The following is an 18,003-nucleotide window of genomic DNA, read 5'->3' as shown; positions in this document are numbered from 1 at the left end:
GCTACTTGCCGAAGCCGGCGTTTCGCAGGGCCTCGGCCATCGAGCCCATCGGCTGGCTCGCCTCCCTGCGACCGGAGTTGTTGCCGCGGTTCTGGTTTCGCCGGTCCCCGCCCCGGCTCTGATTACCGCCGCGGTTCTGGCCACCCTGGCCACCCTGACTGCCCCGGTCGTTGCGGTCGGTCCGCTTGCCCTGCTGCGGGGTGTCGTTGAGTCGCAGCGTCAGCCCGATGCGTTGGCGCTCCACGTCGACCTCGACGACCTTGACCTTGACCACCTGGCCGGACTTCACCACCTCGTGCGGGTCGGAGATGAACCGGTCGGCCATCGCCGAGACATGCACGAGACCGTCCTGGTGCACGCCCACGTCGACGAAGGCGCCAAAGGCCGCCACATTCGTCACCACGCCCTCCAACACCATGCCGGGCTTGAGATCGGCGACCTTCTCGACGCCGGCGGCGAAGGTGGCGGTGGAGAAGGCCGGGCGCGGGTCGCGCCCCGGTTTCTCCAGTTCGGCCAGGATGTCGGTGACGGTGGGTATGCCGAACCGCTCATCGGCGAAGTCGGCGGGCTTGAGGGTCCGCAGGGTGCGCTCGTCGCCGATCAGCTCCGCCAGCGTCACGTTGGAGCGGTCCAGGATGCGCCGCACCACCGGATACGACTCGGGGTGCACACCCGAGGCGTCCAGCGGGTCTTCCCCGTCACGGATGCGCAGGAAGCCCGCGCACTGTTCGAAGGCCTTGGGGCCGAGGCGCGGAACGTCCAGCAGCGCCTTGCGACTGCGGAAGGCGCCGGCGCTCTCGCGGTGCGCCACGATGGCCTCGGCCAGGGATTCCGTAACCCCCGACACCCGGGCCAGCAGTGGCACCGAGGCGGTGTTGAGGTCCACGCCCACCGCGTTCACGGCGTCTTCGACCACCGCGTTGAGGCTGCGCGCCAGCGAGCCCGGTGTCACGTCGTGCTGGTACTGCCCGACGCCGATCGACTTGGGATCGATCTTCACCAACTCCGCCAGCGGATCCTGCAGCCGGCGCGCGATCGAGACCGCGCCGCGCAGCGTCACGTCGAGGTTCGGCATCTCGCGGGCCGCGTATTCGGATGCCGAGTACACCGACGCACCCGCCTCACTGACCATGGCTTTCACCGGAGCCTTCGCCCCTGCCGAGCGAATGTCGGCGATCAGCTCCGCGGCCAACGCGTCGGTCTCGCGCGAAGCGGTGCCGTTGCCGACCGCGATCAGCTCGACGTTGTGCCGGGCGACCAGCGCCGCCAGGGTGGCCTTGGCCTGATCCCACTGCTTCTGCGGCTGGTGCGGGAAGATCGCGCACGTATCGACCACCTTGCCGGTGGCGTCGACGACGGCGACCTTGACCCCGGTACGGAAACCCGGGTCCAGACCGAGAGTGCTGCGGGTGCCGGCGGGCGCGGCCAGCAGCAGGTCCTTGAGGTTGCGGGCGAACACCGCGACCGCTTCTTCCTCGGCACGCTGACGCAGCCGGATACGCGCGTCGACGGCGGCCGAGATCATCAGCTTGGCGCGCCAGGCCAACCGCACGGTGGTGGCGAGCCACGGTGTGGCCGGCGCCTTGACGGTCATGTCGATACCGAGGGCTTGGGCGATCATCGCCTGGTACTGCTCGTCCTCACCGCCGTCGAAGTTCAGCGACAGCGCTTGCTCCTTCTCGCCGCGCAGTACCGCGAGCACCCGGTGCGACGGCATGTTCTCCAGCGGTTCGGAGAACTCGAAATAGTCCCGGAATTTCTGCGCGGCAGGGCTTTTCGCGGCCTCCTCGGACCACGGAGCGGTGCGAATCGAGCCGTCGGCCCAGAACTTCTCACGAGTGGCACCCACCAGCTCGGCGTCCTCGGAGGCCCGCTCGATGATGATGTGGCGAGCACCTTCCAGTGCCGCGGCCGCGTCGGCGACGTCCTCGTTGAGGAACTCACCGGCCGCCTCGTCGGGAACCAGCGTCGGATCGGCCAGCAGACGCTCGGCCAGCGGTTCCAGGCCGGCTTCCTTGGCGATCTGGGCCTTGGTGCGCCGCTTGGGCTTGTACGGCAGGTAGATGTCTTCGACGCGGGCTTTGGTGTCGGCCGCCATGAGCGCGGCCCGCAACTCATCGGTGAGCTTGCCCTGCTCCTGGATCGAGGCCAGCACGGCCTCGCGACGCTGGTCGAGCTCGCGCAGGTAGCCCAGGCGTTCCTCAAGGGTGCGCAGCTGGCCGTCGTCGAGGCCACCGGTGGCCTCCTTGCGGTACCGCGCGATGAACGGCACCGTCGACCCCTCGTCCAGCAGTGCCACCGTGGCGGCGACCTGCCCCTCACCCACGCCGAGTTCCTCGGCCAGGCGGGCGGTTACGGATTTGATGGTTCCAACGGTCACGCTCTGAGTCACGTCGGAGGACCCTACCGAATCGGGCGGACAACACCCCGTCACGGTGAAGTGTGTGTCCTGCCACGAAAAAACGGCTTCGGAAACTCCGAAGCCGCCTGAGGTGATGGTGGTCCCGGCTGGGTTCGAACCAGCGACCTTCCGCGTGTGAGGCGGACGCTCTCCCACTGAGCTACGAGACCGTGGGAACGACGTCGAACACTAGCACGCATGCCCGGTAAGGCCCGAATCGGTGTCCGCGCGATGGCGCAGGGGCCGTCGCGACCGGCAGTTCAGCGTTTTCGACACCTGGGTCGTGGTTCTTCGATGGGCACGACCCAGCCGTAGAAACGGCGAGCGGCAAGTCGCGAACAGCGCGCCTCCCGATCGACTTGTTTGATTTGCCAAATATGCACGCCAATGCGGGCGTATGGTCTCCCGTCATGGTTCACCTGCGGGTCCGTTGGCCGGCGGTCAGCGGCGCCGTTTTTGCTGCTAGTGCCCTGTTTTCCGGATGCCACAGCGCTCCGGCCCCCATGACAGATCACGCTGTTGCCGTAACGCCCGAGATTCGGGTCGCCTCCCGCCTGGTGAACCGGCAGGTCACCGAGCTGACCGGCTTCACCTCCCCGTCCGGCAACGTCGGGTGTTACCTCGACGCCTCGACGGCCCGCTGCGATATCCGCGACCGTAGCTGGGCCCCACCGCTGCGGCCGGCCAGTTGTGAGTTCGCTTACGGCCAGGGCGTGACGTTGAGGCGGGGCCGGCCCGCCGCCTTCGTCTGCGCAGGCGACAGTGCGTTGGGCGCGGGCGCCGAACTGAGCTACGGGGACTCGATCACCGCCGGAACCCTGCGATGTGAGAGCGCCGACAGCGGGATCACCTGTCGCGACACGAAAACCCGCCATGGATTCGCACTTTCGCGGCAGGCCTATCACCTGTTCTGAAACACGGTTGTTGGCCGCGCGTTGCCCTGCCGTCATGGGGATTTGTGTCTGCGCGCATCGGTGGACTAATGTTCTGCTTCGCGACGGGCGACGATCTCGCTCGTGGCGCGCGGATGTAGCGCAGTTGGTAGCGCATCACCTTGCCAAGGTGAGGGTCGCGGGTTCGAATCCCGTCATCCGCTCGAAGGTGCGATTGTGGCATCAACCCCAGCGGTGGAGTGGCCGAGTGGTGAGGCAACGGCCTGCAAAGCCGTGCACACGGGTTCGATTCCCGTCTCCACCTCCAAGGAACAGTTTCAACCCGCGCGATTAGCTCAGCGGGAGAGCGCTTCCCTGACACGGAAGAGGTCACTGGTTCAATCCCAGTATCGCGCACCACATTCATTGCAGGTCCGGCCCGGTAACCCCGGGCCTTTCTTGTTCTGCGCCCAATTCGTGCCCAACCACCGCGCGAAAGATGACCGTCAACGAGGCGGCAGCTGGCCTGTGGCCGGGATCGTCCAGCGGCGCCGAGCATCGGCGGGAATATGCATCAATCCATACATATGCTTGTTTTCGAGCATTGCGCTGATCAGCGACGTATGCCCGACTTTCCTTGCAAGCCTTGATAATTCCAGATAACGATGGTCAGCTTCGGTGCCACGACAACCACCAGCACGCGCCAATCCTGAAACCGCGCGCTTATGTCCTGTCATCCGTCGTCTACAGCCTGCGGTCTGAGCCGTCGCACGAACGTCTGTCAGCATCGTTCCAATGCCTGGCAGTGCTGGGCCGCCGCGCGCAGCTAAGGCCAGCACCGTCAAGGTAATTTTGCGCAGAGCGAGATCCTGCGGTTCATCGAACCGCCGAGAACCACCCTGATCGGACATCCCGTCACCGCACCCGCGGCCGATCAACCAGAACCGGGCCCCTCGCAGCGCGGATACCCGAGTCTGGTCGTCTCAGCGTCCCCAGCGATCCGGTCGCCCGCTGCTGGCGTGGCGAGCATCCATAATTGGCACGGTCATCGCTCAGTCGAACCCTAGACTCCCGCGCCGAAGTCGCGTAGGTCGCCGAATTGACGACTGGCACTGGACCGGTTTCCGTCCCACACAACTCGCCCAGCTGGGCGAGTCACCCACTACAGACGCCCCACAGGTGGCTCGCTAACCCCGTCAGCTTGAGCCCTCTGGGGCATATTTTGCATTTGCCCGGTAATGCGCGGAGTAGACGGCTGCCGCAGGCAGGTAGCCTGGCCATGTAGCTAACACTGCTTGCTGAGGGGGAAGCAATGTCGCAGTCGCTGAAAGTCGATCCGACGCACCTGTTCATGTCCGCTGATCACCTAGATATGCACGAGGCCGACCACACCCAGGCGCAGCAATCGGCAAACGTCGACATCACAGCGGCCAGCTCGGGATGGGTCGGATCATCAGGCGAGGTACTCAAGGGCAAGTTGGACCACCTTCAAACCGTCGCCGATCACATCAGCAACGAACTCACCCACCACCGTGATGCATTCCGCCACATCGGCAACAAGTACGAGACCATCGACCAGGACTCCGCTGTCGACTTGCTCCGCATCCGCCAGAACCTCTGATGTCCCTGACGCTCGCCGACGTCGAACGGTGGAATGCGGGACAGGTCCGGGAAGTATCGACGGCACTAGACGCCAGCTCCAGTTCGATGGATGGCGTCAAAAACGGTCTCCGGGATCTCCCGATCCTCGGCACCTGGAGTGGTCAGGCCGCGGACGCTGCAAATGACAGCCTCGACAAACTTGGCACCTATCTGTCTAGCCACGTCGCTGCCCGCCAGGAGGCATCGAAAGTCATCTCCAAGGCCGCCGATGAGATCGACGGTCTCAAATCGTTCCTGCACAACGTGCAGGAAATGGCCCGCGGTAAGTTCGACATCAACCTCGAAACCGGCATCGTGACGCCGCTGACCGACGACGTCAACCAAGCCGACCTCGACTACATCACCACCACGCTCAAACAGCTTCTAGCCTCTGCCGAAATGATCGACCGCGAACTCGCGCACGGCCTCAACCTGCTTGACGGCACCGACGAACCCGGCAATCCGCCCACCATCCCGATCAACCAGAACGACGAGCGGTCGCGCCATCAGATCGAAGCGTTCAAGAAGGTCTACGGTCGTGAGCCGGTCAGCGCCAACGATTGGCGGATGGCCGCTGGACTGGACCCCCACAGCTACGACCCGAAGAATCACGGGGAGCCGCCCAAGATCGTGGCGGGCCGATTCACCCCGCAGCCAGGCAAAGGCGTGGTGCGCACCAATTGGTTCATCCCCGCCGAGTGGGTACAGAACACGTTCAAGGACGGGCAGGACCTCGCAGACCTGCGGCTGTTCCCACAGAACTTCGGAGACAATCGCGGTCCGAGCGCTACCGCAGACCCCGAACACTCACGGGTGTCCCTGTTCGTCGATTACGAAAATGGCGTTGTAGCCATCCGGCAAAACCCCACCACGACAGTCGACGGTGAACGGGGCGGTGCAGCGACCGCACCACCCGAGATCCACGTGGTCCAATCTCCCGACGGGCGAATGACGATCGACTACAACGCCTGGGACGCCTACGAGAACCCTGCTGGTGTAGCAATGGATTTGACCGTCAACGGACGGATCACGTTCGACCCGCAAGACAATGGCACGGTCAATCTTGGTGGCAACACAACGATCTACCCCAGTATGGAGACGTACCAGTACCGCGAAGGAATACCTCCGCAAGTACTGCAATGGACGCCGGCAAACTCCGGTAGCGAATGGGGTCCGGGGACTAGTCTGATGCGGAGCCACTGGATCGGTGACGCCACTATCCCGCCCGTTCGCCCCGACATCCCGGACTGGCGATGGCAGCTGGAGAACGCGATTCCGTTCGCGCCCGATCCGTTCACACAGCACACTACGAAGCTCGAGGACCCCTTTCGGGATGGTATCCCGACCGTAGGAACAGGACGATGATGCGATTCAACAAGCCGTCTAAGTGGCGATGGTTCTGGTCAACTGTCGGGGCGGCATTCCTGGTCTACATAGCGACCGTGATCGTTGTTTATGCCTTGGCGCTCTCTCCGGATTCCGGTGTCAAGACGAAGTCCTCGGACAGTTACATCGGCCTTCTGATGTGGGACCTAGTCTTCGCAGCGCCGGTATTCATGTTGTCGTTCTGGTTCATCACCGTCCCCCTCGTAGGCGCCATCGGTGCGTGGTGGGCATGGACGCATGATGGCGAAAACCACTCCGGACCTCTGTCTAGCGGACCAACGCCTGGTGACGCGAATAGCGCACTGCCGCAAGATGATCACGAGCAATAGTTCGAAAAATCGCCTTAACGTGGCCACGTGTACTCCGTCGACTCGGATCTACGGAGAGCGCTAGCGCCTTCATAGATCGATGACGACCGTTTCGGAGGGGCGTGAACAACAGATCAGAATGTTGCCCTCGGCGGGGGGTTCCAAGGGCTCTGGGTCATAACGGACTGTCCCAGACAAAAGTGCAGTCTCGCAGTTGTGGCATACCCCGGTGCGGCACGACCACCGGGTCGGGACGTCACACGTTTCGGCGAATTCGAGCAGGCTCGTACTGGGCGGACCCCACGGCGCTGAGACGCCGCTGCGGGCGAACTGGACCTCAGGACCCGGTCCGGACGGTCCCTTAGGTGGGTGCGGGGCGATTGCCGTCGCAGCGATTCCGGGAGTGAGGGCGGCTGCGGCGCCGAACAGTTCGGAGTGCACGCAGGAGGGATCCAGTCCGTATGTCGCGAGGCCGGAGCTGAGCTCGTTCATGAACGTCGACGGTCCGCAAAGATAGGCGTCTGCGTCGCGTGGCAGGCCGAGTGTGCTGATCACTTCGCGGGACAGCCGACCCTGCTCGGTGTAGTCGACTCCGAGTCGGTCGGCTGCCGTTGGCTGGCTGTAGAAGATGTGGGAATGACTGCCAGGCAACTGTTTCAGTAGATCGCGGCTTTCCTCGGCGAATGGGTGTTCCTCTCCGTTGTGGGCGCCGTGCAGCCACCAGAGCTCACGTTGTGAGCGTGTCGCGGCGAGTGAGTGCAGCATCGAGAGCACCGGGGTGACTCCCACTCCGGCGGAGAGCAGGATCACAGGCGTGACTGTGTCGGTGAGGAAGAAGGTGCCCCGTGGTGCGGCGACGTCGAGGAGATCGCCGGGGTGGACGCGAGCGTGAATGTTCCCGCTGGCCAGGCCATGTGGCTCTCGTTTGACGCTGATCCGGTAATCCGCGGACCCTGGCGGGTTGGACAGCGAGTAGTTGCGGATCAGCGGCGCGCCGCTCAGCTCGGGGTAGAGCCGCAACGTGATCGACTGTCCAGGAAGCCATTTTGGGAGTGGCGCGCCGTCGGGGTCGGCTAGCGAGACGGAGCGCACACGTCGACTTTCGTCGTGGACAGCACTGACACGCAGTGGGCGAAACCCGGTCCATGCCGGCGGCGGGCTACCCGCAGCGGCTGTCAGCCCGACGTTGCCTGCTGATCCCGCCGGGCTCTGGGCCTGCTCCGCCAGGCTCCGTAGGGACGTCTGCCAGCCGGGGCTGAGCGCCGGGATGCGCAGTGCGCGTTGTAGGGCGTCGCGGGGATGCCCAGGCAGGTAGAGCAGTGCGTCGATCTCGGCGACCGACACCTGCTCGGGTCCAGAGCTGATCTTCACGATCTCTTGCCCGGCCTCGACTTCACCTTCGGTGATCACCCGGCAGTAGAACCCCGGTCGCCCGTGCGAGACCAGCAGTGCCGCCATCCGTGGTTCGCCGATGCGCATGCCGGCGCGGTAGCAGGTGACCCGCGGCTGGGTTACCTCCAAGACCGCCTGCCCAATTCGGTATCGGTCACCGATGCACACCTCGTCGTCGGGAAGCCCGTCGACGGTGAGGTTCTCCCCCAATAGCCCTGGTACCAGGTCATCACGGTCGAACACCTGCGCCCAGTGCCGGTAGGAGTCGAGTTGGTAGATCAGGACAGCGCGGTTCTCCCCGCCGTGGCCGCCCAGGTCACCTTGTCCGTCGCCGTCGACGTTGAGCCGACGCACCATCCGGGGCCCGGTCACCGGTTGTTTCCACGCGCCGGTGTAGACGGTGCGATGGTTCCATTCGACACTCCTGGGCATGCCGACATTCACTGACGTCAGTGTCGCCATCACGGTTCCTCTCTGGGGACGAAGCGATTATCGATCGGATCTCAGCCGAAGCCGGGAATGACAGACAGCACGGCGACGATCGTCGCGGTGGACGCCGCCATCGAGGCGACGTTGCCGACGAACGGGTGAAAGTCCGGGGGGTACCTCGCTGCGGGATCCGAGCGGGTGGGACGTGGCAGGACGGGCGAGCTTGCCACGTCACCGTCGTGGGTGGGCGAAGGCGAATTACTCACGGCGGTCGAGCTTGTCGCGTAGTCGGGCGTTCTCGGCGTGCAACTCGGCGAGTTGGTGGCGCAGCGGTGCGAGGTGTGTTTCGAGCTCCTCCAAGGTGAACCGCGCGGTGATGTGTTGAGGACAGTTCCAGTCGAAGGCCTCGACGGCGACCAGCACGGCGCGCTCGACGGTGGCGTCATAGGCGGGATCGGCGAAGCTCCCGACCAGGGTGGGGTCCTGTTCCTCGGTGACGATGCTGGCGCGACCATAGATCTTGAGCCGGCGCTTGTGCAGGTAGTCCATGGCGATCAGGGCGACCCGGTTGTCGCCGGCGATGTTGCCGGTGCTGATGTACTGCAGATTGCCGCGGAAATCGGCCCACCCGATGGTGTGGTCGTCGACGACGCGCAGGAAACCGGTTGGGCCGCCGCGAAATTGGACGTAGGGCCAGCCCGTTTCGCTGACACTCGCCAGGTAGAAGCTGTCCCGCTCGGCGAGGTAGTCCTTCTCGTCCGCGGTGAGCGCGTCGGTACCGGATACCGCAGTGCCTTGAATGCGTTTGCGGTCGTAGAAGGCGTGGCTGCCGTGGTCGCGCTGGACGTCGCGGACCGCTTCGGTGAACGCGATGGCGCCGTAATGTTTGCTCACGAGAATGCTCCTTCAGAAGATGGTGCCCAGGGTTCCTGCCGACCGGGCTCAGTGCGCGAGGAACGTCAGTAGTTCGTGGTTGACGTCCTCGGCGTAGGTCCACAGCAGACCGTGTGGCGCTCCAGGGATCTCGACGTATTCGGCGCGGGGAAGCAGTGCGCGCAACTGACGTGCGGTGGCGTCGATGGGCAGGATCCGGTCGTGGGTCCCGTGGACGATCAACACACCGATGTCGTATCCGGCAATCCTGGCTACGTCGGCCCTGAAGTCGGTGGTCCAGGTGATCACCGCGGCCACCAATGCGTACGCTGACCCCGAACATGCTGCTTGCCAAGAGCTTTCGATGACCTCGCCGCTGATACGGCTGCCGAGAGTCTCGTCCGTGTTGTAGACGTTTTCATAGAACTGACGGAGGAACGCGTAGCGGTCCTTGACCACGGCGGCCAAGACCGAGGCGAAGACCGCGCCGTCCAGACCCGACAAGTTGGTGTCGGTTCGCAGTAGGTAGGGCTCCAAGGCGGCGATGAAGACGGCCTTGTCGATCCTGGCCGGCCCATAGGTGCCCAGGTACCGGCCGATTTCACCCGTGCCCGTCGAATATCCCGCCAGGACGACGTCGGTGACATCGAGGACCTCCAGCAACGCGTTGAGGTCCGCAGCAAAGGTGTCGTAGTCGAAACCGATTGTGGCCCGTCCTGAGCGGCCGAATCCGCGCCGGTCATAGGTGATCACGCGGTATCCGGCGGCCAGCAATGCGGGAACCTGCTTGTCCCAGGCATGTCCGACGACAGGGTGGCCATCGATCAGGACGACGGGCTGACCGTTTCCGTGGTCTTCGTAGTAGAGGTCGATGTCGGTGGTGTTTTCCTCGTCGACCGAGATGAAGGGCATGGCGATCGCCTTTCAGCACGATGAGGGTTGCCAGGGCGCCGTTCGCGCTCAGAGCGCGTGGTTCGATCAGCACATCACAGTGTCGCCACGCACGAATCATGGGAAAACCCCAGTCGGTCCTCCGGTCACGGGGCCGTATTGCCACCGAAATCCCCCTGCAGGCCCGTAGAGAGGGCGGACGCGAGTTGCCGGCGCGACGTCACGCCCAGTTTTCGGAAGACCTTGCTGAGGTGGTATTCCACGGTGGACACCGTGATGAACAGCCGACTTGCGATCTCGGCGTTGGTAGCCCCGATGGTGGCTTGGCGTGCCACCTGTGCCTCTTGCGGTGTCAGACCGAACGGGTTGTTTACGCGCGGCGGATCAGCCGTCGACTGGCCGGCTGCGCGCCGCTCGGCGCCTGTGCGACCGGCGAACGCGGCGGCTCCCATCGCTGTGAACATTTCGTAGGCCGTCCGCAGCTGAATCTGCGCGTCGCGGCGACGTCTCCTACGGCGCAACCATTCGCCGTAGAGCAGGTGCGCACGGGCGAGTTCGGTGCGCATCGCGGTCTCCGCCAGCTGCTTGATGGCCTCCAGGTAGTACATCTCGGCGTCAGCGTCGGAGGCCATCAATGCCCGCGACCTCGCCAACATACCCAACGCCCACGGGGTGGCCGCGGCGGTTGCGCGTTCGGTCAGCCGCGCCAGCGCGACCTCAGCGGAGGCTCTGTCTCCGCCACGGACACCGGCCTCGATGACCTCTGGTAGCACCCGGTTTCCGAAGCCGGGCGGATCATCGTGGAAAATCTGTAATCCCCATCCGAGCGCCTCCGGGTACCTGCCCAGTCCGAGTTCCAAGACGGTCAAACCCATGAGCGCGAAGATCTCCAGAATCGAGGCGCCCTTCTGACGACCCCAGTCCGCGGTCGAGGATGCCACCGCGCGACTCTCGCTTTCGCGACCCTGCCAGGCGCGAACTTCCAACAACACGCCGGTGGTCGCGGGCGGCGGCACCCCGATCAGCGCCGAGATCTCGGCGGCCTCGCCGTAGCTGTTCTCGGCATCGTCCATTTCTCCTGCCCAGGCCTGGCTTGTCGAGAGTCCGGCCAGGGTGATCCGCATCGCTCCCAGGGCTCCCTGACGGCGCTCGACGACTTCGGCGCGCTCGAACATCGCTCGACGCCCTTGCTCGTCCCACACGTCGTCGGCGGCGAACCAACCCAGAATCGTTGACGGGATGTCGACGTGGGCAGCCGCCTCGTCGGTGAACATCATCGCCACCGCAGCTCGCAGCAGCGGCACCGCATCGGCATAACCGCTGGCGATTCGAGTGGCGAAACCATCCAGCAGTAGATCGTTGCCGCTCGGCGGCCGACTCGGGTCGCGAGCGGCACCAAGCACTGCGTGCGCCACCTCTTCGAGAGTCGTGCCGGCGGTGTACTGGCGGGCGACGATCGCGGCCTGCATGGCATCGAACAGAATCTGCCGGACCAGCGACACGTCGGCCGGCTCGACCCTCGTCACCGCCTCCAACAGAATGGCGGGGGCGTCTTTGTGCCGGGAGAAGAACACCGAGATCGCTGCGCGCAAGCGGTTCACCGCGACATGCATACCGGCGTTGTCGAGTTCCGGAGTTGCCAAATCCAGTAATGCCTCGGCCAGAGCGCCGTCACCGCTCGCCAGATATGCCTGCGCGGCAGCCAGATACCGCAGCGCGCGGTCGCGGGAATCGGGCGACAACTCGGCGGCGCGCGTCAGGAACGCGGCCTCCATGGTGTAGCCGCCCCGCCGCTGCGCGCGCGTCGCCGAAGTCTGCAGATCAGCGGCGATCGTCTCCTCAGGAGTAGTCACGGCGGCCGCCCGATGCCACGCAGCCTGGTCGTCATCGCCGTCACGGTTGGCCACCGTGGCCAGCGCGTCATGCACTCGCTGTCGCTCCTCGGATGTCGCACCGTCGTACACCGCCGACCGGATGAGGGGATGACGGAATGTGATGCGCGGCTCCACAGCCATAATGCCTTGCTGCACAGCATGATTGGCCGCGTCTGCGGCGACGCCCAGCAACGCACTGGCTCTCCACACTGTAGATGGCTCATCGTCGGGGCAGGCCGCGGCGACGAGCAGAACAGTGCGCGCCTCCGATGACAGCGTGGCGACCTGTGCAAGGAAGTGAACGTCGACTCGACGCCCGACCGGCAGGCGGCGTGGCAAAGGGAACCGCCCGGCCAACTGTTCGGCGGTGAGTTCACCCACCAGCTCCAGCATCGCCAGTGGGTTGCCGTCGGTCTCATCGATCACGCGCGCTGACACTCGCCGATCCAGTGACCCGGACACGGCTTCGGCGAGCAGAGTGTGGGCCGCCGCCGGATCCAGCGCAGATATCCGGCGGGTCGCCAATCCGTCCAACGCGGTCAGGTCTCCGGCATGCTCTCTGGCGCTGAACACCATGCAGATTGGATCGGCGTACAACCGACGCGCTATGAATCCCAGCACCAGGCGCGATTCCTGGTCCAGCCACTGGGCATCGTCGATCAGGCAGACCAACGGACATTCCGCAGCAACGTCGGAGAGCAACGCCAATGCGCCCAGGCTCACCAGAAGTCGGCTCGGCGGCGGCCCGCCGGTGAGACCGAAAGTCACCTCCAGCGCATTGCGGTGCGGGCCAGCCAGTCTGTCCAGGCGATTGAGATAGGGCAGGACGAGCCGGTGCAGGGCAGCGAAGCCCAGCCGCAACTCCGATTGCGCTCCGGTGATCCAGCGGATCGTCGCATCGGCCGCCGCGCCCGCCATGTACTGCAGCAAGCGCGTCTTGCCGACGCCGGGTTCACCGGTGAACACCAGCGAGCCGCTGAAGCCGCCGCGGACGTCGGTCGCGAGCTTGTCGAGCATCGCGCACTCCGCAGCCCGCCCGAGGAGGGTATGGGTCACGCCAGCAGGGTTCAACCAACCATCGGTCAAGCGACCCTCCACGCCCATCGCCGGTGCAGGCAACTGACGCGGCCCACTCCGACGGTGCAATCTAGTGAGAACAGAGAATAGACCTGACCAGCGCATTCTGACAGCGATGCGCGAGCTTCGTGTTATCGAACGACACCACATCGTCGGGCGCCGATTGCGTGCCAGACGTCAATCCGTCAAACCCCATCGCCCCGGACTCCGCAATCACTGGGGTTCATCCCGGATTCGCGCGAGCCCGGCTCCGTGGTCGGCTCCTGTAGTCGGCGGTGCCGACACGCACACCACGCCCATTGCCCTGCCGGCCCGAGCACGGGACGGCAGCTTCCGAACAGGTGACGTCTATGAGTGCTTTTGCCACCCGGTACAACACAGCGACGATCGACGGACTCGAGGTCTTTTACCGCGAGGCCGGCGATCCGAACAACCCCACGCTCCTGCTGTTGCACGGGTTTCCATCCAGCTCGCACATGTTCCGCAACCTGATCACCTCCCTGGCCGACGAATACCACCTCGTGGCCCCGGATCACATCGGCTTCGGGCGCTCTGCCATGCCCACCACCACCCAGTTCACTTACAGCTTCGACCGCCTCACCGAAATCACCGAAGGTCTGATCGAACACCTCGGCCTCGACCGGTTCGCCGTTTACATCCACGACTACGGTGCCCCGATCGGCCTACGCATCGCCAGTCGCCGCCCTGAACGAATCACCGCCTTGATCACCCAGAGCGGCAACGCCTACCTCGAGGGCTTCACACCGTTCTGGGACATCCTGTTCGCCCACGCCCAGGACCGCGCCGCCAACGAGGACGGCGTGCGCGAAAAGTTCACGCCCGAAACCACGTACTGGCAGTACACCCACGGCGTGCAAGCGGATCGGCTGGACAGGATCGCACCAGAAACCTGGCAGCTCGACCAACTAGGCCTGGACCGCAAAGACAACGACGCCATTCAGCTACAGCTGTTCTGGGACTACCAATTCAACCTCGACGGCTACCCCGCCTTCCAGGAGTACTTCCGCATCCACCAGCCGCCCTTGCTCGTTACCTGGGGCAAGAACGACGAAATCTTCGGCGCCCCGGGCGCCGAAGCGTTCCGCCGCGACTTCCCCAACGGCGAATTCCACCTCCTCGACGCCGGCCACTTCGCGTTGGAAACCCACGGCGAGGAGATCAGCGGGTACATCCGCGACTTCATGCCGCGAGCACTGGCCACCGCGACGACGAATTGATCGGACACTGCCCGCCGGCCCATGAGCCCACTGTCGTCCTTACGAAACCCGTAACCCATTCCGCTCGCTCGACACCACCATCGGAGGACACCACTATGACCGTGTTACAGGGCAAGACCGCGCTGGTAACCGGCGGGACATCGGGTATCGGCTTGGCCGCCGCACAACGCATCGCCGCCGAGGGCGCCCATGTTTTCCTCACCGGCCGCAATCAACCCAGCGTCGACACCGCAGTCGCCTCCATCGGACCCAGCGCGACTGGAATCCGCAGTGACATAACCGATTTAGGTGATCTCGACGCAGTCGTCGCAAAGATCACCGACCACGGGCATGGTCTGGACGTGCTCTTCGCCAACGCGGGTGGCGGGGAGTTCGCCGCCCTGCCCGATATCACCCCGGAACACTTTCTCGACACCTTCAACCGCAACGTCGGCGGAACACTGTTCACCGTTCAGAAAATGCTGCCCATACTCAACCGCGGCGCTTCGATCATCCTGTCCGGCTCCACAACTGCCTCCAACGGCACACCCACCTTCAGCGTCTACGCTGCATCCAAGGCCGCCATCCGGTCCTTCGGCCGAACCTGGGCAGCCGAACTGGTCGGCAACGACATCCGGGTCAACACCATCGCCCCTGGGCCGGTGAAGACACCGGGGTTGGCCGGTCTCGCGACTCCCGGCAAGGAACAGGAACTGCTGGACGATATCGCGTCGGGCGTTCCGATGGGCAGGCTCGGCCGACCAGATGAAATCGCCTCCGCCGTCGTGTTTCTCGCTTCCGATCAGAGTAGCTACATGACCGGCGCCGAACTATTCGTCGACGGCGGACAAGAGCAAACCTAACTTCGCCCGCCACACCACGCGATGCCGCCGGACGAAGGTAAGCATGCCGCGAGGCGAGACGATCTGAATATCCATGTGGTACCCGTAGAAGGAGATTCTCGATGGAGTACGACAACAACGACACTGCAGTTGTGATCATCGACCCACAGAACGACGTCCTCAGTCCCACCGGAAAAAACTGGGACGCAGTCGGAGCCAGCGTGACCGAGAACAACACAGTCCAACACTTGGTCGACATCCTTGCCGCCGCCAAGGCCACGGGCTTCGGCGTGTTCATCTCACCGCACTACTTCTACCCCACCGACAGCACTTGGCTGTTCAACGGGCCGCTCGAATCAGACGAGTTCCGCACCCACAGCTTCGCCCGAAGCGGCGCGCTCACACTGGAAGGATTCGTCGGCTCTGGCGCCGACTGGCTCGACGAATTCAAGACCTACATTGAGGACGGCGAGACGATCGTCGTCAGCCCACACAAGGTGTGGAGCCCGCAATCGAATGACCTTATCCTGCAACTCCGTAAGCGGGGTATCGCCAAGGTCATCCTGTGCGGAATGTTGGCGAACATGTGCGTGGAGTCGCACTTGCGGGACCTGCTGGAGAATGGTTTCGAAGTGATTGTCGTTCGTGACGCCACGGCCGGCCCACGGCACCCGACTCGTGGGGACGGTTACCAGGCAGCATTGGTCAATTATGCGTTTCTCGCCCACTCCGTCGTCACCACAGGTGAGGTAGTTGCTGCCATTACCGGAGCGTGACTACGAGAGCGGTCCCGATTGCTCATCGCCTGTGTCGAGAAACTACGCCGGTGGAAGCGGTGGCGGAGCCGACGGCACGGGTCCAGCGGGCGGGACAGGACTCGGCACGATCGGGCCGATTGACGGCGGCGGGAGCACCGGAGGAACCGGCAGCGGCGGTGCAGGAACTGGAGGCCCGGCCGGAACCGGTGGTGGCAGCTGAGGAGCCGGCGGCAGCAGATCCGGGATCGCGACAGGATCGGCGACCGGGCTGCCCGGCGGAACGTCTTCGAGCCGGGTGGCGTGCACGGGCACGGTGATCACCGCGCCTTGCAGCCCGCACTCGTTGGATTGGATGGTGGTGGTCTGCGCGCCGGCCAGCATGCCGTCAGGTTGTGGCGTCAATGCCAACGCCGTAGCCATCGCCTGAGATTGCCCGACGATGGGCGCCTCGCAGGGCAGTGAGCCTGTCCCCGGATCGGCCTGCCAGGAATTGTTGAGGAGGCGGAATACGGCTGTCATGCCGCCGGATTCGGCGTAGGGGACGGAATGGTTGGAGCCATCCATCCGCGTCGACGTCGCAACACACCCCGACGGTTTGCAGGCCGACCGGAATGCCCACCAGTAGCTTGCGATTTGGTTGCCCGCGCCCGGCCAGGGGTTGCCGTTCAGCGTGGCGCGGGGATTGTCGTAGTCGAGCCGGTAGAGGCCGTCGAAGACCGGGGCAATGGGCGGTGGGGCGATCGCCACATTTGAGACAGTCGCCGTGTCGGTGCTCGGCAGTGAGCTGGGTTGTTCACTCGCTGCGGCGTCAGGGGACGGCCACAACTGCCACAGCCCGAGGCCGACGACGCCAACCGCGGCGATCGCTGCTGCGGGCACCCAGCCTGGTTTCGCAGGTAGCCGGTACCCGCGCTCGGGGGCCGGTGCGGCCGGGGCCGACGCCAAAGTCAGTGCAGGCACGGGAGTTTCATCGGCCAACGCGTGCGCGAAAGCGCCACAGCTGACGAATCGATCTGCCGGGTTCTTGGCGAGAGCTTTGGCCAGCGCCGGGTCGAGGTCGGCCAACTCGGGCCGAGTGTCGGCCAACGCCGGCGGCTTCGAGTTGACGTGGCGGCTCACCACGACCGCGGGATTGGCGTGCGCGAACAGCTGCGCCCCCGTCAAAAGGTGATACGCGGTGCATGCCAGGGCGTACTGGTCGGCGCGACCGTCGACGTCCTCCCCCACCATTTGTTCCGGTGCTGCGTAGCCGGGGTTGTCCACGGCCACGACGTCGCGCGCGATGCCGAGTCCGGCAAGAACCGCGCGCGGCTCCGCATCGCTGTCCACGTCAGTGAGGATGATGTTGGCCGGCCTGACGTCGCGATGCAGCAATCCATGCTTGTGGGCGTAGTCGAGCGCCCCGGCAACCGCGAGGATGATGCTGAAAACCTGTTCGCGCGGTAGGCCGTCGGGGTATCTCTGATCAAGGAGACCGGCGAGGTCCGCGCCGTCGACGAAGTCGGTCGATATCCAGAGGTGCCCTTCGTGTTCTCCACGACCGCGGACCCTGGCGATGCTGGGATGCCACAACGCGGCGGCCAGATCCGCCTCACGAAAGAACCGCTGCGGGTACCCGGGTTCGGCGGCCCATTCCGTGGGCAGCACCGTCAACGCGTCACGGCCGGAACGCCGGGGGTGCTGAGTGAGGTACGTCTCCCCCAGCCGGCCTGAGCTCAGCAGTCGAATGATCGGGAACATGGCGAACGTCTCACCGACGTTGAGCGGCATCCAGGAATACTACGAACTGCACTCTGCCCCTCGCCGTCGGCATCCCGTTCAGCGGCGCCTGGGCCCCACCGGCCGGAGGCTCGGCGTACTTACATTGCCCCACATAGCAAATCAGGCTGAGGGATTTGTGTCTGCGCGCATCGGTCGGCTAATGTCCTGCATCGCGACGGGCGACGATCTCGCTCGTGGCGCGCGGATGTAGCGCAGTTGGTAGCGCATCACCTTGCCAAGGTGAGGGTCGCGGGTTCGAATCCCGTCATCCGCTCAAAGGT

Annotated in this window: 14 protein-coding genes and 5 tRNA genes; 10 read left to right on the top strand and 9 right to left on the bottom strand. The window is 64.8% G+C overall.

From position 1 onward, the window contains the following. Position 1 precedes the first annotated feature (1 nt). Together H977_RS0107850 and H977_RS0107845 are read right to left on the bottom strand one after the other, a co-directional pair. On the bottom strand, positions 2–2,392 hold the full coding sequence (locus tag H977_RS0107850) for a Tex family protein (protein ID WP_029107339.1): 2,391 nt from the start codon (positions 2,390–2,392) through the stop codon (positions 2–4). A 104-nt stretch (positions 2,393–2,496) separates the two neighbouring features. Then, positions 2,497–2,571 (bottom strand) — tRNA-Val (locus H977_RS0107845). Positions 2,572–2,904: 333 nt separating this feature from the next. Between H977_RS0107845 and H977_RS0107840 the strand changes: the two genes are divergently transcribed. From H977_RS0107840 to H977_RS0107825, 4 genes are all read left to right on the top strand, one after another. After that, on the top strand, positions 2,905–3,315 hold the full coding sequence (locus H977_RS0107840; RefSeq protein ID WP_231395906.1) for a DUF6636 domain-containing protein: 411 nt from the start codon (positions 2,905–2,907) through the stop codon (positions 3,313–3,315). 109 nt (positions 3,316–3,424) lie between these two features. Continuing rightward, positions 3,425–3,497, top strand: a tRNA-Gly gene (locus H977_RS0107835). 30 nt (positions 3,498–3,527) lie between these two features. Further along, positions 3,528–3,601, top strand: a tRNA-Cys gene (locus H977_RS0107830). Between the two features lie 17 nt (positions 3,602–3,618). Beyond that, a tRNA-Val gene (locus H977_RS0107825) sits at positions 3,619–3,693 on the top strand. Positions 3,694–3,779: 86 nt separating this feature from the next. On the opposite strand, the gene H977_RS35200 is transcribed toward H977_RS0107825, so the two are convergent. Further along, positions 3,780–4,184 carry a hypothetical protein gene (locus H977_RS35200; protein WP_155946563.1) on the bottom strand — a complete coding sequence of 135 codons (405 nt, stop codon included), beginning with the start codon at positions 4,182–4,184 and terminating at the stop codon, positions 3,780–3,782. Positions 4,185–4,585: 401 nt separating this feature from the next. Between H977_RS35200 and H977_RS0107820 the strand changes: the two genes are divergently transcribed. Then, positions 4,586–4,894: a WXG100 family type VII secretion target gene (locus tag H977_RS0107820; protein ID WP_029107337.1), complete on the top strand. Its 309-nt coding sequence runs from the start codon at positions 4,586–4,588 to the stop codon at positions 4,892–4,894. Next, a complete protein-coding gene (locus H977_RS34390; RefSeq protein ID WP_051288734.1) occupies positions 4,894–6,279 on the top strand; it encodes a WXG100 family type VII secretion target in 1,386 nt (461 codons plus the stop codon). Before H977_RS0107820 ends, H977_RS34390 begins: the two co-directional genes overlap by 1 nt. Positions 6,280–6,698: 419 nt before the next feature. Here the strand turns inward: H977_RS34390 and H977_RS0107805 are convergent, their stop codons facing one another. The 5 genes from H977_RS0107805 to H977_RS32705 all read right to left on the bottom strand — a co-directional run bounded on the left by H977_RS0107805 (position 6,699) and on the right by H977_RS32705 (position 13,123). After that, the gene (locus tag H977_RS0107805; RefSeq protein ID WP_029107335.1) at positions 6,699–8,462 is read right to left on the bottom strand and encodes an MOSC and FAD-binding oxidoreductase domain-containing protein; all 1,764 of its coding nucleotides are present in this window, start codon (positions 8,460–8,462) and stop codon (positions 6,699–6,701) included. Positions 8,463–8,503: 41 nt separating this feature from the next. Continuing rightward, the gene (locus H977_RS35195; RefSeq protein ID WP_155946562.1) at positions 8,504–8,695 is read right to left on the bottom strand and encodes a hypothetical protein; all 192 of its coding nucleotides are present in this window, start codon (positions 8,693–8,695) and stop codon (positions 8,504–8,506) included. Then, positions 8,688–9,323 (bottom strand): pyridoxamine 5'-phosphate oxidase family protein, encoded by a 636-nt coding sequence (locus H977_RS0107795; RefSeq protein ID WP_029107334.1) that lies wholly within the window; start codon positions 9,321–9,323, stop codon positions 8,688–8,690. The genes H977_RS35195 and H977_RS0107795 overlap by 8 nt, the downstream gene beginning before the upstream one ends. Before the next feature lie 48 nt (positions 9,324–9,371). Then, a complete protein-coding gene (locus tag H977_RS0107790) occupies positions 9,372–10,214 on the bottom strand; it encodes an alpha/beta fold hydrolase (protein ID WP_029107333.1) in 843 nt (280 codons plus the stop codon). 125 nt (positions 10,215–10,339) lie between these two features. Next, positions 10,340–13,123: a helix-turn-helix transcriptional regulator gene (locus H977_RS32705; RefSeq protein ID WP_051288733.1), complete on the bottom strand. Its 2,784-nt coding sequence runs from the start codon at positions 13,121–13,123 to the stop codon at positions 10,340–10,342. A 371-nt stretch (positions 13,124–13,494) separates the two neighbouring features. On the opposite strand from H977_RS32705, the gene H977_RS0107780 reads away from it, so the two are divergent. From H977_RS0107780 to H977_RS0107770, 3 genes are all read left to right on the top strand, one after another. Then, positions 13,495–14,382: an alpha/beta fold hydrolase gene (locus H977_RS0107780; protein WP_029107332.1), complete on the top strand. Its 888-nt coding sequence runs from the start codon at positions 13,495–13,497 to the stop codon at positions 14,380–14,382. Between the two features lie 95 nt (positions 14,383–14,477). After that, positions 14,478–15,224, top strand: a complete 747-nt coding sequence (locus H977_RS0107775; protein WP_029107331.1) for an SDR family oxidoreductase — start codon at positions 14,478–14,480, stop codon at positions 15,222–15,224. Positions 15,225–15,325: 101 nt separating this feature from the next. After that, entirely contained in the window at positions 15,326–15,979 is a 654-nt protein-coding gene (locus H977_RS0107770) for a cysteine hydrolase family protein (RefSeq protein WP_029107330.1), read from the top strand. 42 nt (positions 15,980–16,021) lie between these two features. Here H977_RS0107770 and H977_RS35585 read toward each other — a convergent pair whose 3' ends face one another. After that, entirely contained in the window at positions 16,022–17,731 is a 1,710-nt protein-coding gene (locus H977_RS35585) for a serine/threonine-protein kinase (protein ID WP_051288732.1), read from the bottom strand. Positions 17,732–17,923: 192 nt separating this feature from the next. Here H977_RS35585 and H977_RS0107760 point away from each other — a divergent pair. Then, positions 17,924–17,996 (top strand) — tRNA-Gly (locus H977_RS0107760). Positions 17,997–18,003: the final 7 nt, after the last annotated feature.

This window comes from Mycobacterium sp. URHD0025, assembly GCF_000426065.1.
GTDB lineage: Bacteria > Actinomycetota > Actinomycetes > Mycobacteriales > Mycobacteriaceae > Mycobacterium.
This window is presented reverse-complemented; position numbering and strand designations above follow the sequence as displayed.

Coding starts and splice junctions, on each gene's coding strand:
- H977_RS0107820 (WP_029107337.1), top strand. CDS start 4,586: ATGTCGCAGTCGCTGAAAGTCGATCCGACGCACCTGTTCATGTCCGCT.
- H977_RS0107780 (WP_029107332.1), top strand. CDS start 13,495: ATGAGTGCTTTTGCCACCCGGTACAACACAGCGACGATCGACGGACTC.
- H977_RS0107790 (WP_029107333.1), bottom strand. CDS start 10,214: ATGCCCTTCATCTCGGTCGACGAGGAAAACACCACCGACATCGACCTC.
- H977_RS35200 (WP_155946563.1), bottom strand. CDS start 4,184: ATGTCCGATCAGGGTGGTTCTCGGCGGTTCGATGAACCGCAGGATCTC.
- H977_RS0107840 (WP_231395906.1), top strand. CDS start 2,905: ATGACAGATCACGCTGTTGCCGTAACGCCCGAGATTCGGGTCGCCTCC.
- H977_RS0107775 (WP_029107331.1), top strand. CDS start 14,478: ATGACCGTGTTACAGGGCAAGACCGCGCTGGTAACCGGCGGGACATCG.
- H977_RS0107770 (WP_029107330.1), top strand. CDS start 15,326: ATGGAGTACGACAACAACGACACTGCAGTTGTGATCATCGACCCACAG.
- H977_RS0107805 (WP_029107335.1), bottom strand. CDS start 8,462: ATGGCGACACTGACGTCAGTGAATGTCGGCATGCCCAGGAGTGTCGAA.
- H977_RS34390 (WP_051288734.1), top strand. CDS start 4,894: ATGTCCCTGACGCTCGCCGACGTCGAACGGTGGAATGCGGGACAGGTC.
- H977_RS35585 (WP_051288732.1), bottom strand. CDS start 17,731: ATGCCGCTCAACGTCGGTGAGACGTTCGCCATGTTCCCGATCATTCGA.